This window comes from Sulfitobacter maritimus, assembly GCF_013346665.1.
GTDB lineage: Bacteria > Pseudomonadota > Alphaproteobacteria > Rhodobacterales > Rhodobacteraceae > Sulfitobacter > Sulfitobacter maritimus.
The window spans coordinates 804,023-827,171 of sequence record NZ_JABVBB010000021.1 but is presented as its reverse complement, the minus strand read 5'-3'; the positions used below and the strand labels follow the sequence as shown (position 1 = coordinate 827,171).

The following is a 23,149-nucleotide window of genomic DNA, read 5'->3' as shown; positions in this document are numbered from 1 at the left end:
GGCGAGGGAAAGACCTATGGCTTAGCGGGCAGGGCTTAGCCGCGCCGGTCGATCTTAGTGCTCAGATGAATGAGGCTTTCGCTGCCTTTCACCCCCCGCGTCTCGCCAATGCGGTCGAGGGTTTCGTCCAACTCATGCGTGGTCTGTGCGGCGATCTGTACCAGCAGGTCAAAGCGGCCCGAGGTGGTGTGGACCACCTGCACCCCGGGCAGGCTGCGCAGACGGGCGAGCACGGCGGGGCCGGCACGGAGTTCGATGTTCACCAAGGCGGTGGCGTGAAGTGGGGCGCGGGCAGCCTCGCCAAGACGGAGCGTATAGCCTGCGATAGCGCCGCTGCGTTCTAACCGCTCCAACCGGGCCTGAACTGTCGTGCGAGCAAGGCCGAGTTTGCGGGCGAGATCGGCGATGGGCTGGCGGGCATTGCCTTGCAAAGCCGCAATCAGGGCGCGATCAGTTTCGTCGATTTGTGCTGTCATATCGTCACTCTGCCGAAAGTTTCCATCACAATAGGCCGTCTGCCACGATGAATCGACCAAGAATGGTGATTTGCTAGAGAAAAGCAAAAACCTGAGGTTCCGATGCAGCACACCGCCCCCCTGTCCGACACACCCGCCGCCTTTCTGGCGAAACATAGCCCCGATGCGCCGGTGCTCTTTCTTGCGCCTTCGGTGCTGCAAGCTACGGCACGGCGGTTTCAGGCGGAGTTCAATGGGCTGGTGACCTATGCGGTCAAGGCCAATGACCGGGTTGAAGTGCTGTCGAACCTCGTCGCGGCGGGGATCACGACTTTTGATGTCGCCTCTCCGGCAGAGATGGCGGCGGTGCGGGCGGTCTGCCCACAGGCAGTGCTGCATTACAACAACCCCGTGCGCTCGACCGAGGAGGTGGCTGCGGGGATCAAAGAGGGTGTGGCGAGCTGGTCTGTCGATGACTTCTCGGAACTGGCGAAACTGGCCGATGTGCCGCGCAGCGCCGAGGTCGCGGTGCGCTTTGCGCTGCCGGTAAAGGGTGCGGCCTATGATTTCGGTGCGAAATTCGGCGCGGCGCCCGATCTGGCGGCAGAACTGCTGCGCGAAGTGGTCAAGATTGGCTTTACCCCATCGCTGTGTTTCCATCCCGGCACACAATGCAATGACCCGCAGGCTTGGGCGCAATATGTGCGTGCTGCCGCAGGTATTTTGCGGGCGGCGGATGTTTCGATTAATCGTCTGAACATCGGCGGTGGCTTTGCTGTCGACCGAGGGTTTGACGCGCCGGATCATGGGGCGGTGTTCGCAGCCGTAAAGGTGGCTTTGGTGGAGACCTTTGGCGAGGGAGCACCAACGCTGCTCTGCGAACCGGGGCGCGCGATGGTGGCAGATGCCGCTGTCTTGGCCGCGCGGATCAAGGGGATGCGGGCCGAGGGCGAAACGGTATTTCTCAATGACGGGATCTATGGTGGCTTGGCCGATCTGCGGGATATGGGCCTCTCTGGCTTGATTGATGTGGTGGGTCCAGATGGGGCGCTGCGCCATAAAACCCGGACCCCGCGCATCGTCTTTGGCCCCACCTGCGACTCTCTGGACCGGTTGCCCGATGGGCTGCCACTGCCCGAAGACACGCAGACCGGCGACTACCTTTTGTTCGGCGGCATGGGGGCCTATTCGATTGCCATGTCCACGGCCTTTAACGGTTACGGGGTGGCGCGGGTCGAACTGGTTTCAGGGTTGTGATGCTACACTTCCACCTCCTAGGCGGGAGTGGCTCTGGACACTGACACGCTGCTCGCTACTGTTGATTAAAAGCAGTGCAGGCAACGAGGGCAGCGTCAGATGGAGAAGTTCGGGAGGAGCCAGCCGGTCAAACGGGTGGAGGACCAGCGGTTTCTGACCGGACAGGGGCGCTATGTGGATGACATCGCCCCGCCGGACGCGCTGCACGGTCTCTTTTTCCGCGCTCCGGTGGCGCATGGGCTGATCACCGAGTTGGACGTGAACGAGGCGCGTACGGCAGAGGGCGTGCATGCCGTGCTGACCTGTGCCGATCTCGAAACAGCAGGGGTGAATATCGCGCTGCCCGGCACAGTGGTCGAAAACCGCGACGGCAGCAAAGGCGCCAAACCGCTGCGCCCGATGCTGGCCAAGGACCGGGTGCGCTATGTGGGCGAGCCGGTGGCGCTGATCGTGGCAGAAACCCTGCAACAGGCCCGCGATGCGGCAGAGTTGATCCTCTTCGACGCCGATGACCTGCCCGCGAAGATGGACCTCGCACCGGGCGGCGCGCCTCTGCACGCCGAAGCGCCGGACAACCGCGCCTTTGACTGGGGCATGGGTGACGAGGCGGCGGTCGAGGCTGCCTTTGCCAAAGCTGCGCATCGTGTGAAGCTGGAGGTGGGCGACAACCGGATCATCGTCAACTCGATGGAGCCGCGGGGCTGCTATGCGGAATGGACCGATGGGCGGCTGCATGTGGCTTTGGGCGGGCAGGGCGTCTGGGCGCATAAGGGGTTTTTCGTCAAAGCCTTTGGGCTGACAGAGGACGACGTGCGCGTGACCAACCCCGATGTCGGCGGCGGTTTTGGCATGAAGGCGATGACCTATCCGGAATATTTCTGCGTGGCCCAAGCCGCACGGACGCTGGGCCGCCCGGTGCGCTGGATGTCGGAGCGCACAGAGGCGATGCTCACCGATAACGGCGGGCGCGATCTGGTGTCTTGGGCCGAGTTCGCCTTTGACGAAAACCACAAGATCACCGCCTACCGCGTCGACACGCGCTGCAACCTTGGTGCCTATAACAGCCAGTTCGGCCAGCCGATCCAGTCGCAACTGTTCTCCAAGGTGTTGATGGGCGTTTATGATGTCCAAGACACCTATCTGCATGTCGAAGGCTTTTACACCAACACCGTGCAGGTCGATGCCTATCGCGGAGCCGGGCGGCCTGAGGCGATCTATGTGCTTGAACGGCTGATGGACCGCGCCGCGCGGGAGTTGGGCGTGGATCCGTGGGAGTTGCGGCGGATCAACTTTATTAAGCCGGATCAGTTTCCCTATACCACTGCCACGGGGGAGCGTTACGATGTGGGGGATTTTTCCCGCCTGCTAAACCGCGCCGCGCAAGAAGCTGACCGCGATGGTTTCACCGCGCGACGCGAGGCCGATGCCAAGCGCGGTCTGCTGCGTGGGCAGGGGCTGTGTTACTATATCGAAAGCATTTTGGGTGATCCTGCGGAAGGTGCAAAAGTGGTTTTTGAGGAGGACGGCAGCGTGACGATCTATGTCGGCACCCAGAGCAATGGGCAGGGCCATGAAACGGTCTATGCGCAGTTCCTGTCGGACCAAACCGGTATTCCTGCGGATCGCATCCGTGTCGTGCAGGGGGACAGTGATCTGATAAAGAAAGGCGGCGGCACCGGCGGCTCGCGCTCGGTCACCACGCAGAGCAATGCGACGCTGGCTACCGTGGCCAAGATCACGGAAGTGTTTGCGGGCTTTCTGGCCGAGGAAATGGGCGTCGATGCCGCAGAGATCTCCTTTGACGATGAACGCTTCCGCGCAGAAGGCTCGAACCTGACGCCGACCATGTTGGAAGTGGCCGAGATGGCCCGCGCCAAAGGGCGCCACGATCTGCTGAGCCATCACGAGCGCAGCACCTTACCGGGGCGCAGTTACCCCAATGGCGCGCATGTGGCCGAGGTGGTGATCGACCCCGAGACCGGCGTCGTGACGCTGGACCGCTACACGGTGGTGGATGATTTTGGCAACCTTATCAACCCCATACTGGCCGAAGGTCAGGTGCATGGCGGGGTGGCCCAGGGTGTCGGGCAGGCGGTGCAGGAACGGGTGGTCTATGATGAAGACGGCCAGCTTCTGACCGCCACTTTCATGGATTACGCCATGCCGCGGGCGGCGGACTTGCCGATGATCTCTTTCACCTCCGAGCCGGTGCCGTCTACGGCCAACCCGATGGGGATGAAAGGCTGCGGCGAAGCGGGGACCGTGGGGGCGCTCGCGGCGGTATCGAATGCGGTGCAGGATGCGCTGTGGGAACAGGGCGTAAGACAGGCAGACATGCCTTTCACGCCGCACCGGGTTTGGGAGATGCTGCAAGGTGACGCAATCGCAGCGGAGTGAGAGCCTTTTTCGGCGGCTGTTCGGGCGGCTTTGGCGGCGACCTGAGACAGATTTCGGCCCCCGTCGGGGGGCGGTCACCCATGTTATCATTCTGGATGGGACGATGTCGTCGCTGGCACCGGGGGAGGAGACCAACGCGGGCCTTGCCTATGGCCTTTGCCGCGAGATGGGCAGCGCGTTGTCGATCTATTATGAGCCCGGTCTGCAATGGCGCGATTGGCGTAGCGCGCGGGATGTGATCATGGGGCGCGGGATTAACCGGCAAATCCGCCGGGCCTATGGCTATCTTGCCTCGCGCTACCGTCCGGGGGATCAGATTTACCTGATGGGCTATTCGCGCGGCGCCTATGCGGTGCGCTCGCTCGCCGGGGTGATCGACCGTGTGGGCCTGCTGCGTGCTGATGCTGCGACAGAGCGTAACATTCGTGATGTGTACCGCTACTATGAGGCCCAAACACTCAGCGACGCCGGTCGCGCTTTTGCCGAGGCCAACTGCCATCCTGAGGTTCAGATCGAAGCGATTGGCGCGTGGGATACGGTCAAATCCTTGGGCATCAACGCGCCGTTTCTGTGGCGGTTGTCCTATCCGCGCCACGCCTTTCACAACCACGATCTGAGCCTGATCGTCAAAAACGGATTTCAGGCGCTGGCCTTGAACGAAAATCGGGTCGCCTATGGTCCGGTGATGTGGACCACGCCCGAAGGCTATACCGGGCGGTTGGAGCAGGTCTGGTTCTCAGGCACCCATGGTGACGTTGGTGGGCAGTTGAGCGGGCATCATGCCGCGCGGCCCTTGTCTAACATTCCGCTGGTCTGGCTGCTGTTGCGCATGAATGAGAGCGGGTTGCCGCTGCCGCTTGGCTGGACGCATCGCTTTCCGCAAGACCCAACCGCGCCCTCTGTCGGCCAGTGGCGCGGGCATGGGCGCATCCTCATGTCGCGCCGTCGCCGTGTGGTGGGGGCGGACCCTTCTGAGCGCATCCACGAGAGCGTTGCCACCCGCACAGCCCAGACCACACGCCCGGGCATTCTGGCCCGCGCTCAGGGTGCGATTTCGAGTTCTTAGTGTTCAGTTCCGGTCAGAGGGGTGGTTGATCCCATCGCTATAAGGCAGCGGCTCTAGCTCCCATGGGTGTACCCCTTCAAGCGCGCCAAGGTTCACGCCACATTCTTCGGGGTTGGAGCGGCGCTGGTGGTGGGTGTAAATCCCGCAGGTCTTGCAAAAGTAATGCTGCGCTGTGTGGGTGCCCCAAGTGTAGAGCGTCAGGTTATCGGCCCCTTTGAGCACGGTCACCTTGCTGGCGATAGCCGTTACCGTGGCCGCAGCGCGGCGGCGGCAGAAAGAGCAGGTGCAGCGCGAAGCGGAGGCCAGTCCCTGTGGCAGCAGCGCTTCGATCACCACGGCGCCGCAGTGGCAAGAGGCGCGACGGGTTTCAGAGGTTTCGGTCATTTGCGTCTCACTTTCGGAATGCGGCTCTCGATCACGTCATATTGAGCGGAGGCATGGGGTGGATGGCCATGGGTGCGCGACCAGAAGGCAAAACCACCCCGGCGCAGCCAGACTGGCAGGGTCAGCACCAGACCGGCGATGAACCCTCCGGCATGCGCCCAATAGGCCACGCCGCCGCTGCCGGGCGTGGCCCCGATCCCGCCGATGAATTGCAGTGCAAACCACAGCCCCAGCATGATCCAAGCCGGGATCGGAAAGATGCGGAAAAACACGATGAAGATCACCAGAATATCGACCTTGGCGCGGGGAAACAGCAGCAGATAGCCGCCCATCACCCCGGCGATAGCGCCCGAGGCACCGACCATCGGCACCCAAGAGAGCGGCTCGGTGATGACTTGGCCAAGCCCCGCCGCAATGCCGCAAGCGAGGTAAAAGAGCAGATAGGGGATATGGCCCATCTCATCTTCGACGTTGTCCCCAAAGATATACAGAAACAACATGTTACCCGCCAAATGCATCCAGCCGCCATGCAGGAACATAGAGGTGAGCAGCCCGCCATAACCTTCGCCGAGGCTTAGCCGAGCTGGCAGCAGCGCATAGGTGTAGTAAAACATCCCAAGCGCCTGATCGTCGGCCATCAGCCCCACGTAGGACAAAAACACGCCAATATTCAGCGCCATCAACGCATAGGTGACATAGGGCGTGCGGCCCGAGGGGTTATGATCGCGGATCGGGAACATGCCGGCCACCCTTTGCCAAGTCCTGCGCGTGGTCAAGACGCGCAGTTGCGTGCGTCTTAGCTGCGCTGACGCTGGCGCATGTCAAGCGGTGCCGAGCAAATCCCGCGCGATCCGCTCGAAAATGCCCGCGCCGATGGGGATCAGGTCATCGGGGAAATCGTAGTCCGGGTTGTGCAGCGCGGCGTAGTCCTTGCCCGGCCCGAGGCAGAGCATGGCCGCCTTTGCGGTCTGACCAAAGACGCCGAAATCTTCAGAAGCGCGCATCGGTACGCCTTCAGCGCCATTTGAGACCCCCAGAGCGTTCATCGCAGTGCGGGCGACCTCATAGGCTTCCGGCGCGTTGATAGAGGCTGCGAAATGGTCAAAGATCTCGAGGCTGTGCTTCAGCCCATGCGCAGCTGCGACGTCATCCACCAGAGCGCGCAGGTCCGCTTCGATCTCGGCCAGTCCGGTGTCGTGAGCGCTGCGCAGGGTGGCATAGATCACCGCCTCGCCGGGGGCGATGCCAAAACTCGGCTCGCCAATGCGTGCGTGGGTCAGCGTCACCAGCCTGAAATCATCATCCAGTGTTCCACCCGCCCCAAGCGCGTCGACCGCCGGGAGCAGTTGCGCCACCGCTAGCGCGGGCGAGGTGCCATCGTCGGGGTCGGCGGCATGGGCGGTTTTGCCGGTCAGCGTGATCGCCATGCCCATTGACGCGCAGTTGATCAGCCCCGGACCGGAGGAAACATGGCCAAAGGGCTGGCCCGGCTCGACATGAATGGCAAAGGCCCAATCGGCGGCGATCTCAGCATAGGCCGGGTCCGCCACGACCGCTTTGGCGCCGCTGCCGTCTTCCTCTGCTGGCTGGAACATCAACACCACACGCCCTTGAGCGACCGGGCGGCGCGAGATCATACGGCCCAGGGCCAACAGCATGGTCATATGGCCGTCATGGCCGCAGACATGGCTTTTGCCCGACACTTTGGACGCCCAAGGAATGTCATGGTCTTCGGGGATCGGCAGCCCGTCCAACTCGGCGCGGAACAGGACGGTGGGGCCGGGGGTGCCGCTGTCAAAGACTGCTGCAACCCCATGCCCGCCCAGACCCGTCAGGATACGTCTGGGGCCGAGTTTTTCCAGTTCCGCCGCGATGGTGCGGGCGGTCTCGGACTCCTCGCCCGAGACTTCGGGGTATTGATGGAGCGCCCTGCGAAACTGCGTCAGGTCTTGAATGTCGCTGTTCGTTAGCATGGCGCTCCTCCGGTTGTGCGTGCCGTTTTAGGCCATCATCCCCAAGAGCTGTGCATTGCCGCCAGAGGCGGTGGTGTCAACACAGACATGCCGCTCCGCCCGGACACGCGCGGTATCAGGCAGGCCGCGCAGCAGTGGGATGATCGCCCCCTCGCGCTGTGCCAGTGCTTGGTCGATCTTGCGCGCAGTGGCGTCGTCCCCCCACCAGAGTACACCGCCATAGGCCGGACCGGAGGTGAGCAGATCGGGGTTAATCTGGCCTGTCGCCTCGACTGCGACGCCGCCCAAGGCCCGCACCGCCTTGGCCTGCGCGGCAGCCGTCTCTGCCCCCGGTCCCATGCACAAGAGCGCGGGGCGTGGCAGGGTCGACAGGCGGTTGCTCTCGCCCGTGGGGCCGGGCATCGACTGGGTTTCCAGCACGGTTGGTTGATGCGCGGGCAGGGCGGGGAGTTGGCTTTGCGCGGCCTCCCATGTGCCGGCGCTGTCCTGATGATCTGGCGCGCTGAAACGCGGCAGATAGTTCGGCCCGCCTGCCTTTGGCCCCGTGCCGGACAGCCCTTCGCCGCCAAAGGGTTGGCTGCCGACAATCGCGCCGATCTGGTTGCGGTTGACGTAGATGTTGCCCGCCTCGATCCGCTCCGAGACATGCTGCACCCGGTCGTCAATGCGGGTGTGCAGGCCAAAGGTCAGGCCATAGCCGGTGGCGTTGATGGCGTCGATCACCGCGTCGAGCTCATGGCTCTTGAAGGTCGCGACATGCAGCACAGGGCCGAAAATCTCGCGCTTCATATCGGCAATGCTGTCCACCCGCAGGATCGCTGGGCCCACAAAGGTGCCGCCTTCGGGCGCCTTGAGTTCCGCGATGACACGGCCTTTGGCGCGGGCGGTCTCAATATGGTCCAGAATGGTTTTGCGCGCGGCTTCATCGATTACCGGGCCTACATCCGTGGACAGATGCCAGGGGTCACCGATGTTCAGCGCCTGCATCGCCCCGGTCAACATGCGGATCAGGTCGTCGGCGATATCCTCTTGCACATAGAGGCAGCGCACGGCGGAACAGCGTTGGCCTGCCGATTGAAAAGCGCTTTCGACAATGGCCTGCACGGCCTGTTCGGGCAGGGCGGTGCTGTCAACGATCATGGCGTTCAGGCCGCCCGTCTCGGCGATCAGCGGGGTGCCGGGGGCGCAGTGTTCGGCCATATTGGCGCGGATGCGCAGGGCGGTGGCGGTGGAGCCGGTGAAGGCCACGCCGTTCACGCGGGCATCGCCGGTCAGCGCCGCGCCGACCTCGCCAGTGCCAGGCAGCAGTTGCAGGGCCGTGCGGGGGACGCCCGCTTCGTGCAGCACTTCGACCGCAAGTTTGGCGATCAGCGGGGTCTGCTCTGCTGGTTTGGCCAGCACGGCATTGCCCGCTGCGAGTGCCGCCGTGACCTGCCCGCAGAAGATCGCCAGCGGGAAGTTCCACGGCGAGATGCAGGTAAAGATGCCCGCGGGCGGGGTGTTGGTGGCTTGGCTCGCGTAGTAGCGCAGGAAGTCGACCGCTTCGCGTAGCTCGGCCACGCAGTCGGGCAACTGCTTGCCGGCCTCACGGGCGAGAATGGCGAAAATCTCGCCGTAGCGGTCCTCCAACATATCGGCGGCGCGCAGCAGGGTCGCGCGGCGGGTGTCCAGCGGCGCGTCCCAAGGGGCGGCATTGTCGAGCGCCGTGGCAACATCGGCCTTTGACGCCGGTTGCACCGTGCCGGGGGAGGTGCCGCCGGTGGGGTTGATCACTTCCACTGCCGCTTCGGGCGCTGCGTCCCCCGCAAGGATCGGGGCGGCTTCCCACGTCGCCTCCGCAAAGGGCTGGCGGGCCTCTTCGATGGCGGCGAGCGTGGGGCTATGTGCTAGGTCAAAGCCCTTTGCGTTGGCGCGTTGCGGCTGGAAGACCTCCGGCCCCTTGGGGATCGTCGGCGCGCTGTCTTGCAATTGGTCAAAGGGATCGGCGGCCACGACCTCTGGCGGCACGTCCTCGTCAACGATCTGGTTCACGAAGCTAGAGTTCGCCCCGTTTTCCAACAGGCGGCGCACCAGATAGGCCAGCAGATCGCGGTGCGCGCCCACGGGGGCATAGATGCGGCAGCGGGTGCGGTGTTTCTGCATCACGATGTCATGCAGCGTCTCGCCCATGCCATGCAGGCGCTGGAATTCATAGGCCTCGGGGTCGTCGGCCATATGCAGCACAGCGGCGACGGTATGGGCGTTGTGGGTGGCGAACTGCGGATAGATCCGGTCGGTCATGTTCAGCAGTTTGCGGGCGTTCGCAATGTAGCTCACGTCCGTGGCAGCCTTGCGGGTGAAAACCGGGAAACCGTCGATGCCTTCGACCTGCGCCTGCTTGATCTCGGTGTCCCAATAGGCGCCTTTGACCAGACGCACCATGATGCGGCGATTGTGGCGTGTGGCCATGTCATAAAGCGTGTCGATCACCGTGCCAGCGCGGGGGCCGTAGGCTTGCACGACCACGCCGAAACCATCCCAGCCTGCCAGCGCAGGTTCGGCCATAACCGTGTCGATCACTTCGAGGGAAAGAGCCAGACGGTCGGCTTCCTCGGCGTCGATGTTAAGCCCCATGCCCGCCGATTTCGCCAGCAGCGCCAAAGCGCGCAGACGCGGCACCAGATCGCGCATCACGGCGGCTTCTTGGGCCAATTCATAGCGTGGGTGCAGGGCCGAAAGTTTGACCGAGATGCCGGGGTTCTTGCGGATGTCCTCATGGGTGCAGGCATCGGCAATGGCCGAGATCGCGCGCGAATAGCTCAGGTGGTAGCGTTTGGCATCGGCTTCGGTCCGGGCCGCTTCGCCGAGCATGTCATAGCTATAGGTAAAGCCCTTTTTCTCCATCCCCTTTGCGCGTTTCATCGCGGCCTGAATGTCTTCGCCCAGCACGAACTGGCGGCCCATTTCGCGCATGGCGCGGCTCACGGCGGTGCGGATGACCGGCTCACCCAGACGTTTGATCGCTGCACGCAGGTGTCGGACGGGGCCGGGCTGGTCGTCGTCAAGCACGCGGCCTGTCAGCATCAGCGCCCAAGTGGAAGCGTTCACAAGGCTGGAAGTCGAGTGGCCCATGTGGCGGCCCCAGTCGGAGGGGGCGATCTTGTCTTCGATCAGCGCGTCGATGGTCTCGGCGTCCGGCACGCGCAGCAGCGCCTCGGCCAAACACATCAGCGCTACGCCTTCGTCCGTGCTAAGCCCATATTCCGCGAGGAAGACTTCCATCATGCCGGGCGCTGAGGTGCCGCGAATGTCGCGCACCAGCCCTGCGGCGTCGGCGCTGATCGCCGCGCGGTCTTCGGGAGATAGATTTGCGGTCTCGATCAATTCCGCCAGAAGCGGGTCGGGGTCAGCATAGGTGCGGGCATCAATCGTGTGACGCAGGGCTTTGGCGTGATCGAGAGGCATGTCAGGCTCCAGTTGATGTTTGGCCTATGATATACCATTGTCTGCGGGAAGATCGCCCGATGATCTGGGTGCGTGAAGTCAATTGTACCGGAGTTTACACGAGAACATGTCGAATGACCTTTTGACGCTTGACCGTTTCGATCGCGCGATTCTGTCGGTCTTGGCCGAGGACGGGCGCATCAGCATCACCGACCTTGCCCGCCGCATCGGTCTGTCAAAATCGCCTACCCAAGCTCGCTTGCGCCGGCTTGAAGAGGGGGGTGTGATCCTTGGCTACCGCGCATTGCTGGACCCGATCCGGCTGGGGCTGGATCACGTGGCCTTTGTCGAAGTGCGTTTGAACGACACGCGTGAAGCAGCGTTGCGCGCCTTTAACCGTGCCGTTGCCAAGGTGCCTGAGATCGAACAAGCCCATATGATCGCGAGTCATTTTGACTATCTGCTCAAGGTGCGCACCCGGAATATGTCAGAGTATCGTCGCTTTCTGGGAGAGACGATCTCGGCCCTGCCGCATGTGGCCAGCACCTCGACCTATGTGGCGATGGAGGCGGTGAAAGAGACCATGCTGGCAGAGACGACCTAACTCTCAAACCGGCGGTAACGCACAGCAATCTGCCATTTACACCGCGCCCGTGATGGGTATTGTGCGCCACGATGCGGGCGTGATGGAATGGTAGACATACCAGACTTAAAATCTGTTGGGGCGTAGCCCCGTGTGGGTTCGAGTCCCACCGCCCGCACCATCCCATCTATCGACCATTTAGGCTGCCGCTGACAAAACTGGTGCTTTCGCCTCGGCTATCGGGCTGGGGAACATGACGGTAAAGGTCGTCCCCCGGCCGAGCGTGCTCTCTACCGTGATGTCACCGCCATGCCCAAGGGCCAGTTTTTTGCAGATCGCAAGACCCAGCCCCGTGCCGCCCTCGGCGCGGTCTTCGGCGTCTTCGACTTGGGTGAAAGCGTCAAAAATACGCTCTAGGTTCTGCGGCGCGATGCCGCTGCCGTTGTCCGCGACCTCAAAACAGAATCCGTCTGTGACAGCGCGCCCGCGCAGGTGGATCTCGGTCGCTTTGGAAAATTTCAGCGCGTTGCCCACAAGATTGATGAGGATCTGAAGGCTCCGGCTCCGGTCAGCGATGAGTGTGAGGTCTGGCGACTGCACATGCAATGTGGCACCCTTTTCGCGGGCCATACCTTGGAACTGATCGGCCACCTCATCCAATAGCGTACGGGCAGAGAAGGGGGCTTTGTTCAGCGCGAGGTTGTTCAGTTCCATGCTGGTGTAGTCGAGAATGTCATTGATAATAGACAGTAAATGCCCGCCCGCCGATTTAATGCGCTCACCATAAAGTTCGGCCTGATCGCCGATATTTTCGAAATGCTTCGCGGAAATAATCTCGTCAGGACCAATTTTAGACGAAGTGTGATTTTTCAATTTTGCCATGAACGTGGCATAGCCGATAACGATGGTCAGGGGGGTGCGTAGTTCATGGCTTAGCACGCTCATGAATTCCGATTTTGCCCGGCTGGCGCTTTCGGCCGCATCGCGGGCTTTCCGCAGTTCTTCGATGCTTTCGTTGCGGGTCCGGTTTTCAACGAAATGGCTAAAGAGCGCGGCCAATACGATGATCAGCGCAGTGCCTGCCACGATCAGGGCGATCAGCGTGTATTCGGCTGGATTGTCATAGGTGCTGTTTACCTTCAGCGGTGTGACCTGAAACGCGGCCATCCCGGTGAAGTGCAACGCAAGAATGGCTGCGGTCATCATGCCCGTCATCTTGAGCGCACTGAAACGCCCGCCGCGACATGCAAGATAAAGGGCCGCGACAGAAAGCGTCGTGGCAAACACCACTGACAAAAAGAGGTAGAACAGGTCCCAGCTGATGACCCCCTGTACCCGGTAGGCGACCATGCCGGTGTAATGCATGGCAGAGATGGCGAGGCCAAAGATCACCCCACCAAGCGCCATGCGAAACCCGCCGCCGCTTGTGCCAGCGACCACGATGCCCACTGTCGATCCCAAGATCGCGATGATCAAAGAGGCGAAGGTGAGGGACAGATGGAAACTTGCCGGAGCGTCGAGTTGATAGGCGAGAATCGCGATAAAGTGGGTGCACCAGATCGTCACCCCTGCGGTCATGGCGGTTAAGAAATACCAAGACATCGCCTGTGCGCGCGGGCGCTCCAAAGCATGACGGTAGAGACGGGAAACCACCCAACTGCCGAAAGTGCAAAGAAGACCGGCGAGCAAAACAAGCCCCAGATCGTGGTCGGAATGGATAGTATGGGCAACCCGGAGCATATTGTAATCTTATTAAGTTATTCAGGAATTGCTCTTTTGCAGGCCGAATATGGCGAGAATTTGGCGCGTCATTGAAACAAATGCGCAAGTTTTTAGGAGCGGTTGTGGCGCTGTGGGTTCGGTGTGCCTTGGGGGCTGTTAATCAGGCCGTAAGACCTGATGTTTTAAGCCTCGGCAGATTGCCCGGTCGGGGGCGGGAAACGTTAAGGAACCATAATGGCGCTGACAGATACTGACACCGGGCGGGTCAATCCGCTGCGAAGCCTGTTTTTCAAGACCACCTTTATGGTGGCGGTCTGCGTTATCCTTGTCGTCACGATTGTCGAGGGGATGCATTTCTTCGCGCACCGGGGGGAGTTGCAGAACCAGATCACCGACCGAGCGGAGGAGGTGACCCGGCTTTTAGCGATGCAGATGGGAGGCTCGGTAAAATTCGGCAACACCGACGCGGTGGATCAGATCGTAAGCGGTGTCATGGCAGCGGCGGGGCGTGATGCGTTGGGCGCGATGGTCACGACCCGCGATGGGGCGCCGATGTTTGTCACTTCTTCAACAGGGCTGGATCAGGACAGGGCGCTGGCTCTATCCGAACAGGCGTTGGAGACTGGGCAAGTTGCAGTAGGCCCAGACGGGATGTCCGTGGCGCTGCCCGTGACCTTTGGTGGCGAAGGCACCGTCGTTGGCGCGGTCGTCACCGGCTGGACGGATAAGTTCCGGGCGGCAGCCTTGATTGCGGAGAAGGCACAAACCTCCCTGACGGCGCTCGGCGTGCTGGTCATCGCGCTGATTGTAACCGGCTATTACCTGCTGCGCCGTTTGACCCGTCCGATGCTGCGTTTGCGCAACGCCATGACACAGATTGCAAAGGGAAATTATGACAGGCCTATCCCTCATACCGGCCGGCGGGATGAGATTGGCCAAATGGCGCAACGTCTTGACGAGTTTAGAAACTCTTTGTCAGAAGCCAGTGCCGTCGCCGTCGAATCTGCTTTTAGGGGGGCCGCATTCGTGGGGTCATCGGCCTCTATGATGATGGTAGATGAATCTGGGAAGGTCATCTTTATTAACCCCGCGTGCCAAAGCCTGTTGCAAAGCCTCATGCCAGACCTGACGACAATTTGGCCGGGGATCAAGCCTGACGCCATGATTGGCGCGGATTTGAACGGCTTTAGCGGGCTTGAGGTGGATTTGTCAGACCTTTCCGCAAGTCGCCAGACGGAGATGTCTGCGCGTATCGGCGACCGGGTGGTTAGTATTAAAATCAATCAAGCCAGCGATGCAAACGGTCACGTTATCGGCGCCGTGGTTGAATGGGCCGATTGGACCGAAGCAGCGCAACGCGGTTCTGATCAACACGATTGATAGTAACCAGATTCGGGTTGAGTTTGACGCGGCGGGGCATGTCCGCGAAGCGAATGATATCGCCTGCGGCGTGACCAATGGGCTTGGCGATTGCTTGATCGGGCAGGAGATCAGTCAACTCTTTGGGGACAATCTGACCGATCACCAGCCCATCGCCGCCGTGCTGCGCTCTGTCCGAGAGGGCGCACCTGTGCATGGGCGTTTTGAAATGCATCCTCATGAGGCTGGCGCAAGGATTATTGAGGGCAGCTTCACCCCGGTGATAGGGCCGGATGGCGCAGTGCAAAGCATCTTGTTTCTTGGGGCAGACGTGACCGAAGCGGACGCCCGCATGCGCGCGGCAGAGGCTGAGCGCAGCCATGTGGCGATTGAGCAGAAAAGCGTCGTCGAAGATCTTGGCGTGGCGCTCAACAATCTGGCGGAGGGTGACCTGCACAGTGATATCAACCACAGCTTTCCACCAGCCTACGAAAAACTCCGCTCCGATTTTAATGCAACGGTGCAATCCCTGCGCGAGGCGATCGGCGCGGTGATGCAGAACGCAGATTCGATCCGCAGCGAAACGACAGAAATCACCTCGGCGGCAGATGATCTGTCGCGCCGCACAGAGAAACAGGCCGCCACATTGGAGGAGACCGCCGCCGCGCTGGATGAACTCACCGCCTCCGTCCGCTCGGCCGCTGCCGGGGCCGATGACGCCAGCACGATGTCTGCCGAAGCACAGAAAAACGCAGAACAAGGCGGCGATGTGGCGCGGCAAGCCATCGACGCGATGGGCGGGATCAAAACGTCGTCACAAGAAATCTCAAAAATCACCAGCGTGATTGACGATATTGCCTTCCAGACCAACCTTTTGGCTCTCAACGCCGGGGTCGAGGCAGCCCGCGCAGGGGAGGCAGGACGCGGGTTCGCCGTGGTTGCGACAGAGGTGCGCGCCTTGGCACAGCGCTCCTCGGATGCGGCGCGCGAGATCAATACGCTTATCTCTTCTTCGGGGGATCAAGTGAAGCAGGGCGTCGACCTTGTGGATCGTACCGGTGCGGCGTTAAACGCGATTGTAACCTCGGTCTCTGAAATCTCTGACCGTGTTTCGGCGATTGCCGCCTCGGCACGCGAGCAGGCCAGCGGCTTGGCAGAGATCAACAGCGCGGTCACGGAGCTGGACCATGTGACCCAGCAGAACGCAGCCATGTTTGAAGAAACTACCGCCGCCAGCCACGCGCTGACGGGTGAGGCCGATGCGCTGGCGCACGCTGTCGCGCGGTTTCGCCTGTCGAAGGAACCCGCAACATCAATCGTGCCACTCGCGTCCGCCTCAACGGCGGCACAGAAGGTAATGCCCAGATCGGTGAGTGCGCCTGTTACCAATGGCAGCGCGGCCTTGGCCCGCAAGACGGAAGCGGAGACTGATGGGTGGGAGGAATTCTAGCAAGCTATGCCGGACTGCCACGCACGCAGGGCCGATCAAAACGAACGAAACAGCGGTCCGCATTGTAAACACACAATGCAGACCGCCGGCTTAAACGCTTAGTCGCGCTTGCCCGCGAAACGCTCGGACCACGCTTCGCAGTCTTCATCACTAATCTTTGCGAAAAGCACCTCTGGCACCTCAAAGCCATGGCCGGCGGGCAGTTTGCCCAAAGCGGCGGGGACATCATCGGGCCAAGGCATCTCTGCAACCTTCATCGCGTCAAGCATGGACGCCGCAGCTGTGGGGATGAAGGGGGCAGATAGCACTGCATAGAGGGGGATCAGGTTCAAAGCCAAGCGGACTTGAGCCGCGGCCTTATCGGGGTCCGTCTTGAAGGTGGTCCAAGGTGCCTGCGCTTGCAGGTATTCGTTGCCCGCAGCCCAAATGCCACGCAATTCGGCGGCGGATTTGCGCACTTCCATTGCATCCATCAGGGATTCATATCGGGCGACGCGGGCGGTGATGTCAGCGATCAGCGCCTCTTCTGCTTCGCCATATTCTCCGGCGTCCGGGACCGCTTCGCCAAATTTGGACCGGCAGAATTTGGTGATCCGGCTGATGAAGTTGCCCAGCACATCGGCCAAGTCCTTGTTCACTGAGGCTTGGAAGTTCTCCCATGTGAACTCAGCATCCGATGTCTCCGGCGCGTGGCTCAGCAGCCACCAGCGCCAATAGTCCGCTGGCAGGATTTCCAATGCCTGATCCATGAACACGCCACGCCCGCGCGAGGTGGAGAACTGCCCGCCGTCATAGGTCAGGTAGTTGAAAGATTTAATGTAATCCACCAGCTTCCACGGCTCGCCGGAACCTTTGATCGTGGCGGGAAAACTTAGCGTATGGAAGGGGACGTTGTCCTTGCCCATGAATTGGGTATAGCGCACATTGTCCGCCCCTTTGTCGGTGCGCCACCAGCTTTCCCAGTCGGTGCCTTTGCCCGCATCGACCCATTCCTGCGCACAGGCGATGTATTCGATGGGCGCGTCGAACCAAACGTAGAAGACCTTGCCTTCCATCCCCGGCCAATCCTGATCGCCGCGTTTTACCGGAACGCCCCAACTGAGGTCGCGGGTGATGCCACGGTCTTGTAGCCCGTCTCCGTCATGCAGCCACTTCTTGGCGATGGAGGTGGTCAACACGGGCCAATCGGTCTTGCTGTCGATCCACGCGTCCAACTCATCCTTCAGCTTGCTCTGCCGCAGGAAAAGATGCTTGGTCTCGCGCATTTCCAGATCGGTGGCACCAGAGATGGTCGAGCGCGGGTTGATCAGGTCTTCGGGGTCAAGCTGCTTGGTGCAATTGTCACATTGATCGCCGCGCGCATCCTCGAACCCGCAGTTGGGACAGGTGCCTTCGACATAACGATCCGGCAGAAAGCGGCCATCGGTGGGGGAGTAAATTTGGCGCTGCAAGACTTCTTCGATCAGCCCCTGATCGGCCAGCGCCCCTGCGAAATGCTGTGTCAGCTTGTGGTTTTGCGGGCTGGAGGATCGGCCAAAGTGGTCGAATGACAGGCCGAAGCCTTCAGCAATCCGAGCCTGCACGGCATACATCTCGGCGCAATATTCCTCAACCGGTTTGCCCGCCTTGGCAGCGGCCAGTTCGGCGGGGGTGCCATGTTCATCGGTGGCGCAAAGGAACAGAACCTCATGCCCCCGGCCACGCTGATACCGCGCGTAGAGGTCGGCAGGCAGCTGACTGCCTACGAGGTTGCCCAGATGTTTGATCCCATTGATATAGGGGATCGCGGAGGTGATGAGGTGACGTGTCATATCTATATTCCCGGTGCTTGGCGCAGCCATATCGCAAGGGCTGCGCTGTTGCCAGCAAAAGACGGGGTTAGTCTATTTGCGGTCCCGCGCGCGGCCCAATAGCCGCCCGATGAGAAAGGTCGTGCGGGGCGCATAGACGTAGGGCGTGCGTTCTGTGCGTGTCGGGCGCGCGCGCATCCGGGCGAGGCCAAAGATCACCAGCACACCATGGGCCACCGCAATCATCGCAAACAAGGCCGCCGCGCCGAAGCTCTCTATCAACACCGACGCCAGATAGGGCGCCCCAATCGCGCCCAGGGCAAAGAAAAACATCAGCGCTGCCGAGAGTTCGACACGCTCGTCCGAGCTTGCAAAATCATGCGCATGGGCCGCAGAGACCGAATAGATCGGAAAGGTGGTGGCGCCGAACAGCCCCGCCGAGAGCATGATCCCCGCTGTGCCATATTCAGCGGCCATAACCGTCACAGCGCAGCCGCCCATCGCCGCCACAGACAGCCAGATTAGCACCCAGCGGCGGTCGTATTTATCCGCCAACATGCCCATGGGGTATTGCGCCAGCGCCCCGCCCAGCACAAAGGCTGCAAGGAACCAAGCGATCTGCGTGGCGGTAAGTCCGACCTCTTCGCCGTAGATCGGCCCGACCATCCGAAAAGACGCACTGGAGACCGCGGCCACAACGACGCCCGCCGCCGCGAGGGGGGAGCGGTCAAAGGCCAGTCGGGGGCGCAGGCGTGGCTGGCTAGGGGTTTCTGGTGGCCGGACTCTGGTCAGCGTCAGCGGCAAGAGGGCGGCGCAGCAGCCGATGGCGAGCAGGTTGTAGGAGACATAAGAAGCAGGGGCCAAGACCCCGACGATCAACTGTGCCGCCAAAGAACCGCTCATATCCACCACGCGGTAGACGCCCATCGTCCGGCCCCGCGACTCGTTGGTGACCTTGGCTTGCATCCATGCTTCGATCACCGTGTAGCAGCCTGCCACGCACATCCCCGAGGCGACCCGCATCAGCGCCCAGGCATAGGGGTCTACCACCATCATATGCGCCATCAGCCCAATGGCCCCGGCAGCGGTAAAGGCGGCAAAAGCGCGGCTGTGGCCGACGTTGCCCATCAGCCGAGGGGCCCACCAGCTGCCGACGAAAAAGCCCAGAAAATGCGCCGAACCCAGCATCCCGATCTCTTGCCGCGAGAAATTGAGTTGCAGGCCAGACAGGACATCCAGCGGCCCGACCCCTCCGGTAGAGAGTTGCAGAAGGATGACCGAAAAGAACAATGCAGCAAAGGAAATGAGCAAACGCATGAGCGCACATTGGTCCGATTGCAGGACGAACGGAAGTGCGAATACAGGTGATCCGCTCTTTTGCGCAGACTGGGCAAAGAGTGGCTGGCGATTGCCCTTGCGAAGGCGCAGCAGGCGGCTAGGTTGCGGACAAATCACAAGCAAGGAACCCGGGCATGAAGATGAAGAAACTTGGCAGCAGCGACATCGAAGTCTCGCATTTCTGTTTAGGTTCCATGACATGGGGCACCCAAAACACGGCCGAAGAAGGTCATGCGCAGATCGACCGCGCGCTGGCGGCTGGGATCAACTTTATCGACACCGCCGAGATGTATCCGGTAAACCCCATCAGCGCCGAAACCGTGGGCCGGAGCGAAGAGATCATCGGTCAATGGTTTGCCCGCGGCAAACGCCGCGATGAGGTGGTGCTGGCCAGCAAACATTCCGGCGAAGGGATGCAGCATGCCCGCAACGGTGCACCAATATCTTCTAAAACCATCCCCGAAGCGATCGAGGGATCGCTCAAGCGGTTGCAGACAGATTACATCGACCTTTACCAATTCCACTGGCCCAACCGGGGCAGCTATATGTTCCGCAAGAACTGGGAGTTTGATCCGTCCGGGCAGAACCGCGCCGAGACCATCGCGCATATGGAAGACGCGCTCGGAGCGCTGCAACGCGAGGTCGAGCGTGGCACCATCCGAGCCTTCGGTTTGAGCAACGAAAGCGCTTGGGGGCTGACACAATGGGCCGCTGTGGCCGAGCGCACTGGAGGGCCGCGCCCGATTTCGGTGCAGAACGAATATTCGCTAATGTGCCGTTTGGCCGATACCGATGTGGCAGAGACTTGCATCAATGAACAGATTGATATGCTGGCCTTTTCACCGCTGGCGACTGGGTTGCTCTCGGGCAAGTATCAGGGTGGCAAGGTGCCGCAAGGCTCGCGCCTCTCGATCAATGAAGACCTTGGCGGCCGCGTCACCACGCGTGCGTTTGACGCGGTGGCGGCCTATCTCGAAGTAGCCGAGAAACATGGCTTGAACCCCGTACAGATGGCGCTCGCGTGGTGCGACACACGGCCCTTCATGGGGTCAGTCATCTTTGGGGCGACCAGTCTTGAGCAGTTGGAGGTTGCGCTGGGCGCGGCGGAATTGACATTGAGCGATGAGGTCATGACCGATCTCGACAGGGTGCATAAAGCCCACCCGATGCCCTTTTGATGGGGCGGTTGTGGCGGCAAAACGCCCGGCTGACGCTGGCCGCGTTCTTGCTTGGCGGATTGGTCGCTTGTAATAGCGCCACGCCCCCACCGGAGGCGGGGTTTCGTGACCCCGAAGTCTTGATCGGTGCAACGAGCCGCTATGATGCGGCGCGTTTTGCCGGCGACTGGCAGGTTCGTGCGGCCTTTCCGGGCGACGGCGACCTCCGCGCGGTCAGTTTCGCGCCACAGGGGCCGACCTTTGTGGAGCATCGACAGTCATGCGACGCCGCCGGGACCTGTTCGGATCGGCGCGACCAATGGGAGGCGACAGAACAGGGACCGGGACGCTATACGCTCCGCGCGGCGGCGGACGGGGCCGAACGCGCGCTTTGGGTGCTTTGGGTTGACGAAGGGTTCCGGACCGCGGTGGTTGGCGCGCCGGACGGGCGCTATGGCTGGATTCTTGACCGGCAGATGACCGGCGGCGCAGACCGTATTGCGGCGGCGCGGGAGATTTTGGACTTCAACGGCTATGATATAGGCGCGCTGCAAGTCAGACGTTAGGCGGCTAAGGAACTGGCGTCTTTGCAGGACTTCGGCCTATAGGCGGATATGGACAGTCTTTTCGCACCCGATCTTTGGATCCTCGTCACCCTTGCTGCCGCTGTGTTTCAAACCGGGCGCTTCATGCTGCAAAAGCATCTGGCGACCGACAGGCTCTCGGCAGGCGGGGCAACGTTCTCGCGGTTTCTCTATTCCGCCCCCTTCGTCATCGTGCTGCTGCCGATCTATCTGAGCGTTAGCGGACAGGCGCTGCCACGGCTTACGCCGGGTTTTTGGCTCTATGGTCTCTTGGGCGGCACGGCGCAGATCATGGCGACGGTCTGCGTGGTGCTTTTGTTCAAGCAGCGCAATTTCGCGGTGGGCATCACTTTCAAAAAGACGGAAGTTATCCAGACCGTGCTGATGGGCTGGATCGTCTTGGGCGAAGGCGTCTCCGCTCTGGGCTTTGCCGCGATTGCGCTTGGGGTTGTGGGGCTGCTGCTATTGTCAGGCGGGGCCGAAGCGAAGGGCCTGCGCTTGGCCGATCTGCGCAACCGGGCGGCGGGGTTGGGGATCGCATCGGGCTTTCTGTTTTCCATTTCTGCGGTCTGCTACCGTGGCGCGTCGCTTGCAGTGACCTCCGACGACCCGCTGTTGCGTGCGGGCGTGACATTGGCGGCAGTGGTGGTGATGCAGACGCTGATCATGGCCGTTTGGCTGCGCCTGCGCGAGCCGGGGCAGATGCGCCGGGTATGGGCAGCGCGGCGGGTGGCGGTCTGGATCGGGCTGACATCTATGGGTGGGTCGCTGTGCTGGTTCATCGCCTTCACCCTGCAAAACGCGGCCTATGTGAAGGCGCTAGGGCAGGTCGAGCTGATGCTGAGCGTCGCGGCCTCAACCCTGTTTTTCCGCGAGCGGATCTCAAGCCGCGAATGGGCGGGTATGGGGGTGCTAGCCGGATCGATTGTGATGCTGGTGCTGGTGACCTAGCCGGTCATCGGGCGGCCATGCAGGCGCAAGAACAGGCTTTCCTCGTCGTTGTTCTTGAAGAACGGGACTGAGGTAGGCGGATTGGTATCACGCGCACGAGCGGCGACTTCGGCCAGCACGACTTCGGTGATAAAGGGCATGTCGAAAGACCGGGCGCGGCTTAGCGGCACCCATTGCAGATGCGAAAGCTCATCACAAGCGGCGCCAAAATCATCGGGATCGCTGGCAAGGTCATCGGCGTCCACCAGAAAGAACCGCGCATCGAAACGGCGCGGGCGGCCCGGTGGGGTCAGTGCGCGAAAGACGAACTGCAGGGCCGAGGCGTCGGGCAAATGGCCGGTGGCGGCAAAGGTCTTCCAGTCGGGCGGCACCTCGCCCTCCCATGCGCCTTTACGGCCCAGCACCAGCCCGGTCTCTTCCCATAACTCACGGACTGCTGCGACGGCGATGGCATGGGCAAGCGTGGGGTCGGCGTCGTCGCAGAGCCTGCCGTGGCATAGCTCGTTGACGGGAGCCGCAAGCGGCACCTGCGCGTCTCCGGCGTCGACAGCCCCACCGGGAAAGACGAATTTATTGGGCATAAACGCCGCTTTGGCCCCGCGTTGCCCCATCAGGATATGCGGCGTTACGTGCCGGTCACGCAGCACGATCACCGTGGCGGCGTTGCGAACTTTGGTCTTGTCGATGGTCATGCGGCGATGCTCCGGCAGTCAGGGGCCGAAGGGCAGGCCGATCAGGTGGCGCGTCCGAAGCCGCCCATCTTCTTGGCCCATTGAAAACCGATCAAGGCTCCCTTCAATCTAGGCAGAAGGTAGAGGGACAGCGCCGTGCAGCCAACCGCAAAAATCGTGAATAGGGTCAAAGGCTCAGGCCGCCAGACGACAAAGGCGACATGCAAAGCAGGTGCCAGCAGGTGACCAACGAAGAGAATGGTCAAATAGGCCGGACCGTCATCGGCACGGTGATGGTGAAATTCCTGTCGGCACACCGCGCAGTCGTCGTTGACCTTAAGATAGCTATACAGCAACTGACCGCCGCCACAGGATGGACATTTGCCCCGCCAACCGCGCAGCATCGCAGGCCAGCGCGGGCGCTCGTTTGTGTCAGTTGTGTCTGCAATATCGGAAGAGATGGGCTGGGTCTGAGACATGGGTCGATCCTCTGGTTGGCTCTTAAATGGCGACAACCCGGATAAAAGGAAAGCCCCAAGGCCCCCGTTGCGGCGCCATGTCGCGCAGGCGGATGGGGCAGGAAAGTTTT

20 protein-coding genes and 1 tRNA gene are annotated in these 23,149 nt (G+C 61.6%); 11 read left to right on the top strand and 10 right to left on the bottom strand.

Annotated elements, in window-relative coordinates; all coding sequences use genetic code 11:
- Positions 1-35: 35 nt before the first annotated feature.
- Positions 36-476 (bottom strand): Lrp/AsnC family transcriptional regulator, encoded by a 441-nt coding sequence (locus HTT03_RS06005; protein ID WP_174858928.1) that lies wholly within the window; start codon positions 474-476, stop codon positions 36-38.
- Positions 477-578: 102 nt separating this feature from the next.
- Between HTT03_RS06005 and HTT03_RS06000 the strand changes: the two genes are divergently transcribed.
- The 3 genes from HTT03_RS06000 to HTT03_RS05990 all read left to right on the top strand — a co-directional run bounded on the left by HTT03_RS06000 (position 579) and on the right by HTT03_RS05990 (position 5,175).
- The gene (locus tag HTT03_RS06000) at positions 579-1,712 is read left to right on the top strand and encodes a type III PLP-dependent enzyme (RefSeq protein WP_174858927.1); all 1,134 of its coding nucleotides are present in this window, start codon (positions 579-581) and stop codon (positions 1,710-1,712) included.
- Positions 1,713-1,811: 99 nt separating this feature from the next.
- Entirely contained in the window at positions 1,812-4,109 is a 2,298-nt protein-coding gene (locus HTT03_RS05995) for a xanthine dehydrogenase family protein molybdopterin-binding subunit (RefSeq protein ID WP_174858926.1), read from the top strand.
- A 16-nt stretch (positions 4,110-4,125) separates the two neighbouring features.
- Positions 4,126-5,175 carry a DUF2235 domain-containing protein gene (locus HTT03_RS05990; protein ID WP_174859003.1) on the top strand — a complete coding sequence of 350 codons (1,050 nt, stop codon included), beginning with the start codon at positions 4,126-4,128 and terminating at the stop codon, positions 5,173-5,175.
- A 3-nt stretch (positions 5,176-5,178) separates the two neighbouring features.
- On the opposite strand, the gene HTT03_RS05985 is transcribed toward HTT03_RS05990, so the two are convergent.
- From HTT03_RS05985 to putA, 4 genes are all read right to left on the bottom strand, one after another.
- Entirely contained in the window at positions 5,179-5,559 is a 381-nt protein-coding gene (locus tag HTT03_RS05985) for a GFA family protein (protein ID WP_174858925.1), read from the bottom strand.
- Positions 5,556-6,299, bottom strand: coding sequence for a rhomboid family intramembrane serine protease (locus tag HTT03_RS05980; protein ID WP_174858924.1), 744 nt, complete (start codon positions 6,297-6,299; stop codon positions 5,556-5,558). The genes HTT03_RS05985 and HTT03_RS05980 overlap by 4 nt, the downstream gene beginning before the upstream one ends.
- An 81-nt stretch (positions 6,300-6,380) precedes the next feature.
- The gene (locus HTT03_RS05975; protein ID WP_174858923.1) at positions 6,381-7,532 is read right to left on the bottom strand and encodes an amidohydrolase; all 1,152 of its coding nucleotides are present in this window, start codon (positions 7,530-7,532) and stop codon (positions 6,381-6,383) included.
- Between the two features lie 27 nt (positions 7,533-7,559).
- Positions 7,560-10,976 (bottom strand): bifunctional proline dehydrogenase/L-glutamate gamma-semialdehyde dehydrogenase PutA, encoded by a 3,417-nt coding sequence (putA, locus tag HTT03_RS05970; RefSeq protein ID WP_174858922.1) that lies wholly within the window; start codon positions 10,974-10,976, stop codon positions 7,560-7,562.
- A 106-nt stretch (positions 10,977-11,082) separates the two neighbouring features.
- Between putA and HTT03_RS05965 the strand changes: the two genes are divergently transcribed.
- Both HTT03_RS05965 and HTT03_RS05960 read left to right on the top strand, forming a co-directional pair.
- Entirely contained in the window at positions 11,083-11,559 is a 477-nt protein-coding gene (locus tag HTT03_RS05965; RefSeq protein WP_174858921.1) for an Lrp/AsnC family transcriptional regulator, read from the top strand.
- 73 nt (positions 11,560-11,632) lie between these two features.
- Positions 11,633-11,719: transfer RNA gene (locus HTT03_RS05960), tRNA-Leu, on the top strand.
- 17 nt (positions 11,720-11,736) lie between these two features.
- Here HTT03_RS05960 and HTT03_RS05955 read toward each other — a convergent pair.
- A complete protein-coding gene (locus HTT03_RS05955) occupies positions 11,737-13,140 on the bottom strand; it encodes a sensor histidine kinase (RefSeq protein WP_246253355.1) in 1,404 nt (467 codons plus the stop codon).
- A 27-nt stretch (positions 13,141-13,167) separates the two neighbouring features.
- On the opposite strand from HTT03_RS05955, the gene HTT03_RS18660 reads away from it, so the two are divergent.
- The 3 genes from HTT03_RS18660 to HTT03_RS05945 all read left to right on the top strand — a co-directional run bounded on the left by HTT03_RS18660 (position 13,168) and on the right by HTT03_RS05945 (position 16,069).
- Entirely contained in the window at positions 13,168-13,353 is a 186-nt protein-coding gene (locus tag HTT03_RS18660) for a hypothetical protein (protein WP_246253354.1), read from the top strand.
- 141 nt (positions 13,354-13,494) lie between these two features.
- Positions 13,495-14,640, top strand: coding sequence for a HAMP domain-containing protein (locus HTT03_RS05950; RefSeq protein ID WP_174858919.1), 1,146 nt, complete (start codon positions 13,495-13,497; stop codon positions 14,638-14,640).
- The gene (locus HTT03_RS05945; protein ID WP_174858918.1) at positions 14,555-16,069 is read left to right on the top strand and encodes a methyl-accepting chemotaxis protein; all 1,515 of its coding nucleotides are present in this window, start codon (positions 14,555-14,557) and stop codon (positions 16,067-16,069) included. The genes HTT03_RS05950 and HTT03_RS05945 overlap by 86 nt, the downstream gene beginning before the upstream one ends.
- A 98-nt stretch (positions 16,070-16,167) precedes the next feature.
- On the opposite strand, the gene metG is transcribed toward HTT03_RS05945, so the two are convergent.
- Positions 16,168-17,880, bottom strand: coding sequence for a methionine--tRNA ligase (gene metG / locus HTT03_RS05940; RefSeq protein WP_174858917.1), 1,713 nt, complete (start codon positions 17,878-17,880; stop codon positions 16,168-16,170).
- Between the two features lie 72 nt (positions 17,881-17,952).
- Positions 17,953-19,176 carry an MFS transporter gene (locus tag HTT03_RS05935; RefSeq protein ID WP_174858916.1) on the bottom strand — a complete coding sequence of 408 codons (1,224 nt, stop codon included), beginning with the start codon at positions 19,174-19,176 and terminating at the stop codon, positions 17,953-17,955.
- 155 nt (positions 19,177-19,331) lie between these two features.
- On the opposite strand from HTT03_RS05935, the gene HTT03_RS05930 reads away from it, so the two are divergent.
- The 3 genes from HTT03_RS05930 to HTT03_RS05920 are packed head-to-tail and all read left to right on the top strand — an operon-like array spanning position 19,332 to position 21,889.
- A complete protein-coding gene (locus HTT03_RS05930) occupies positions 19,332-20,375 on the top strand; it encodes an aldo/keto reductase (RefSeq protein WP_174858915.1) in 1,044 nt (347 codons plus the stop codon).
- Positions 20,375-20,920, top strand: coding sequence for a lipocalin family protein (locus tag HTT03_RS05925; RefSeq protein ID WP_174858914.1), 546 nt, complete (start codon positions 20,375-20,377; stop codon positions 20,918-20,920). Before HTT03_RS05930 ends, HTT03_RS05925 begins: the two co-directional genes overlap by 1 nt.
- A gap of 48 nt (positions 20,921-20,968) precedes the next feature.
- Positions 20,969-21,889: a DMT family transporter gene (locus HTT03_RS05920; RefSeq protein WP_174858913.1), complete on the top strand. Its 921-nt coding sequence runs from the start codon at positions 20,969-20,971 to the stop codon at positions 21,887-21,889.
- Here HTT03_RS05920 and HTT03_RS05915 read toward each other — a convergent pair.
- On the bottom strand, positions 21,886-22,581 hold the full coding sequence (locus HTT03_RS05915; protein WP_174858912.1) for an NUDIX hydrolase: 696 nt from the start codon (positions 22,579-22,581) through the stop codon (positions 21,886-21,888). The two genes, HTT03_RS05920 and HTT03_RS05915, sit on opposite strands and share 4 nt — an antisense overlap.
- A gap of 41 nt (positions 22,582-22,622) precedes the next feature.
- Entirely contained in the window at positions 22,623-23,039 is a 417-nt protein-coding gene (locus HTT03_RS05910; protein ID WP_174858911.1) for a DUF983 domain-containing protein, read from the bottom strand.
- Between the last annotated feature and the right edge of the window lie 110 nt (positions 23,040-23,149).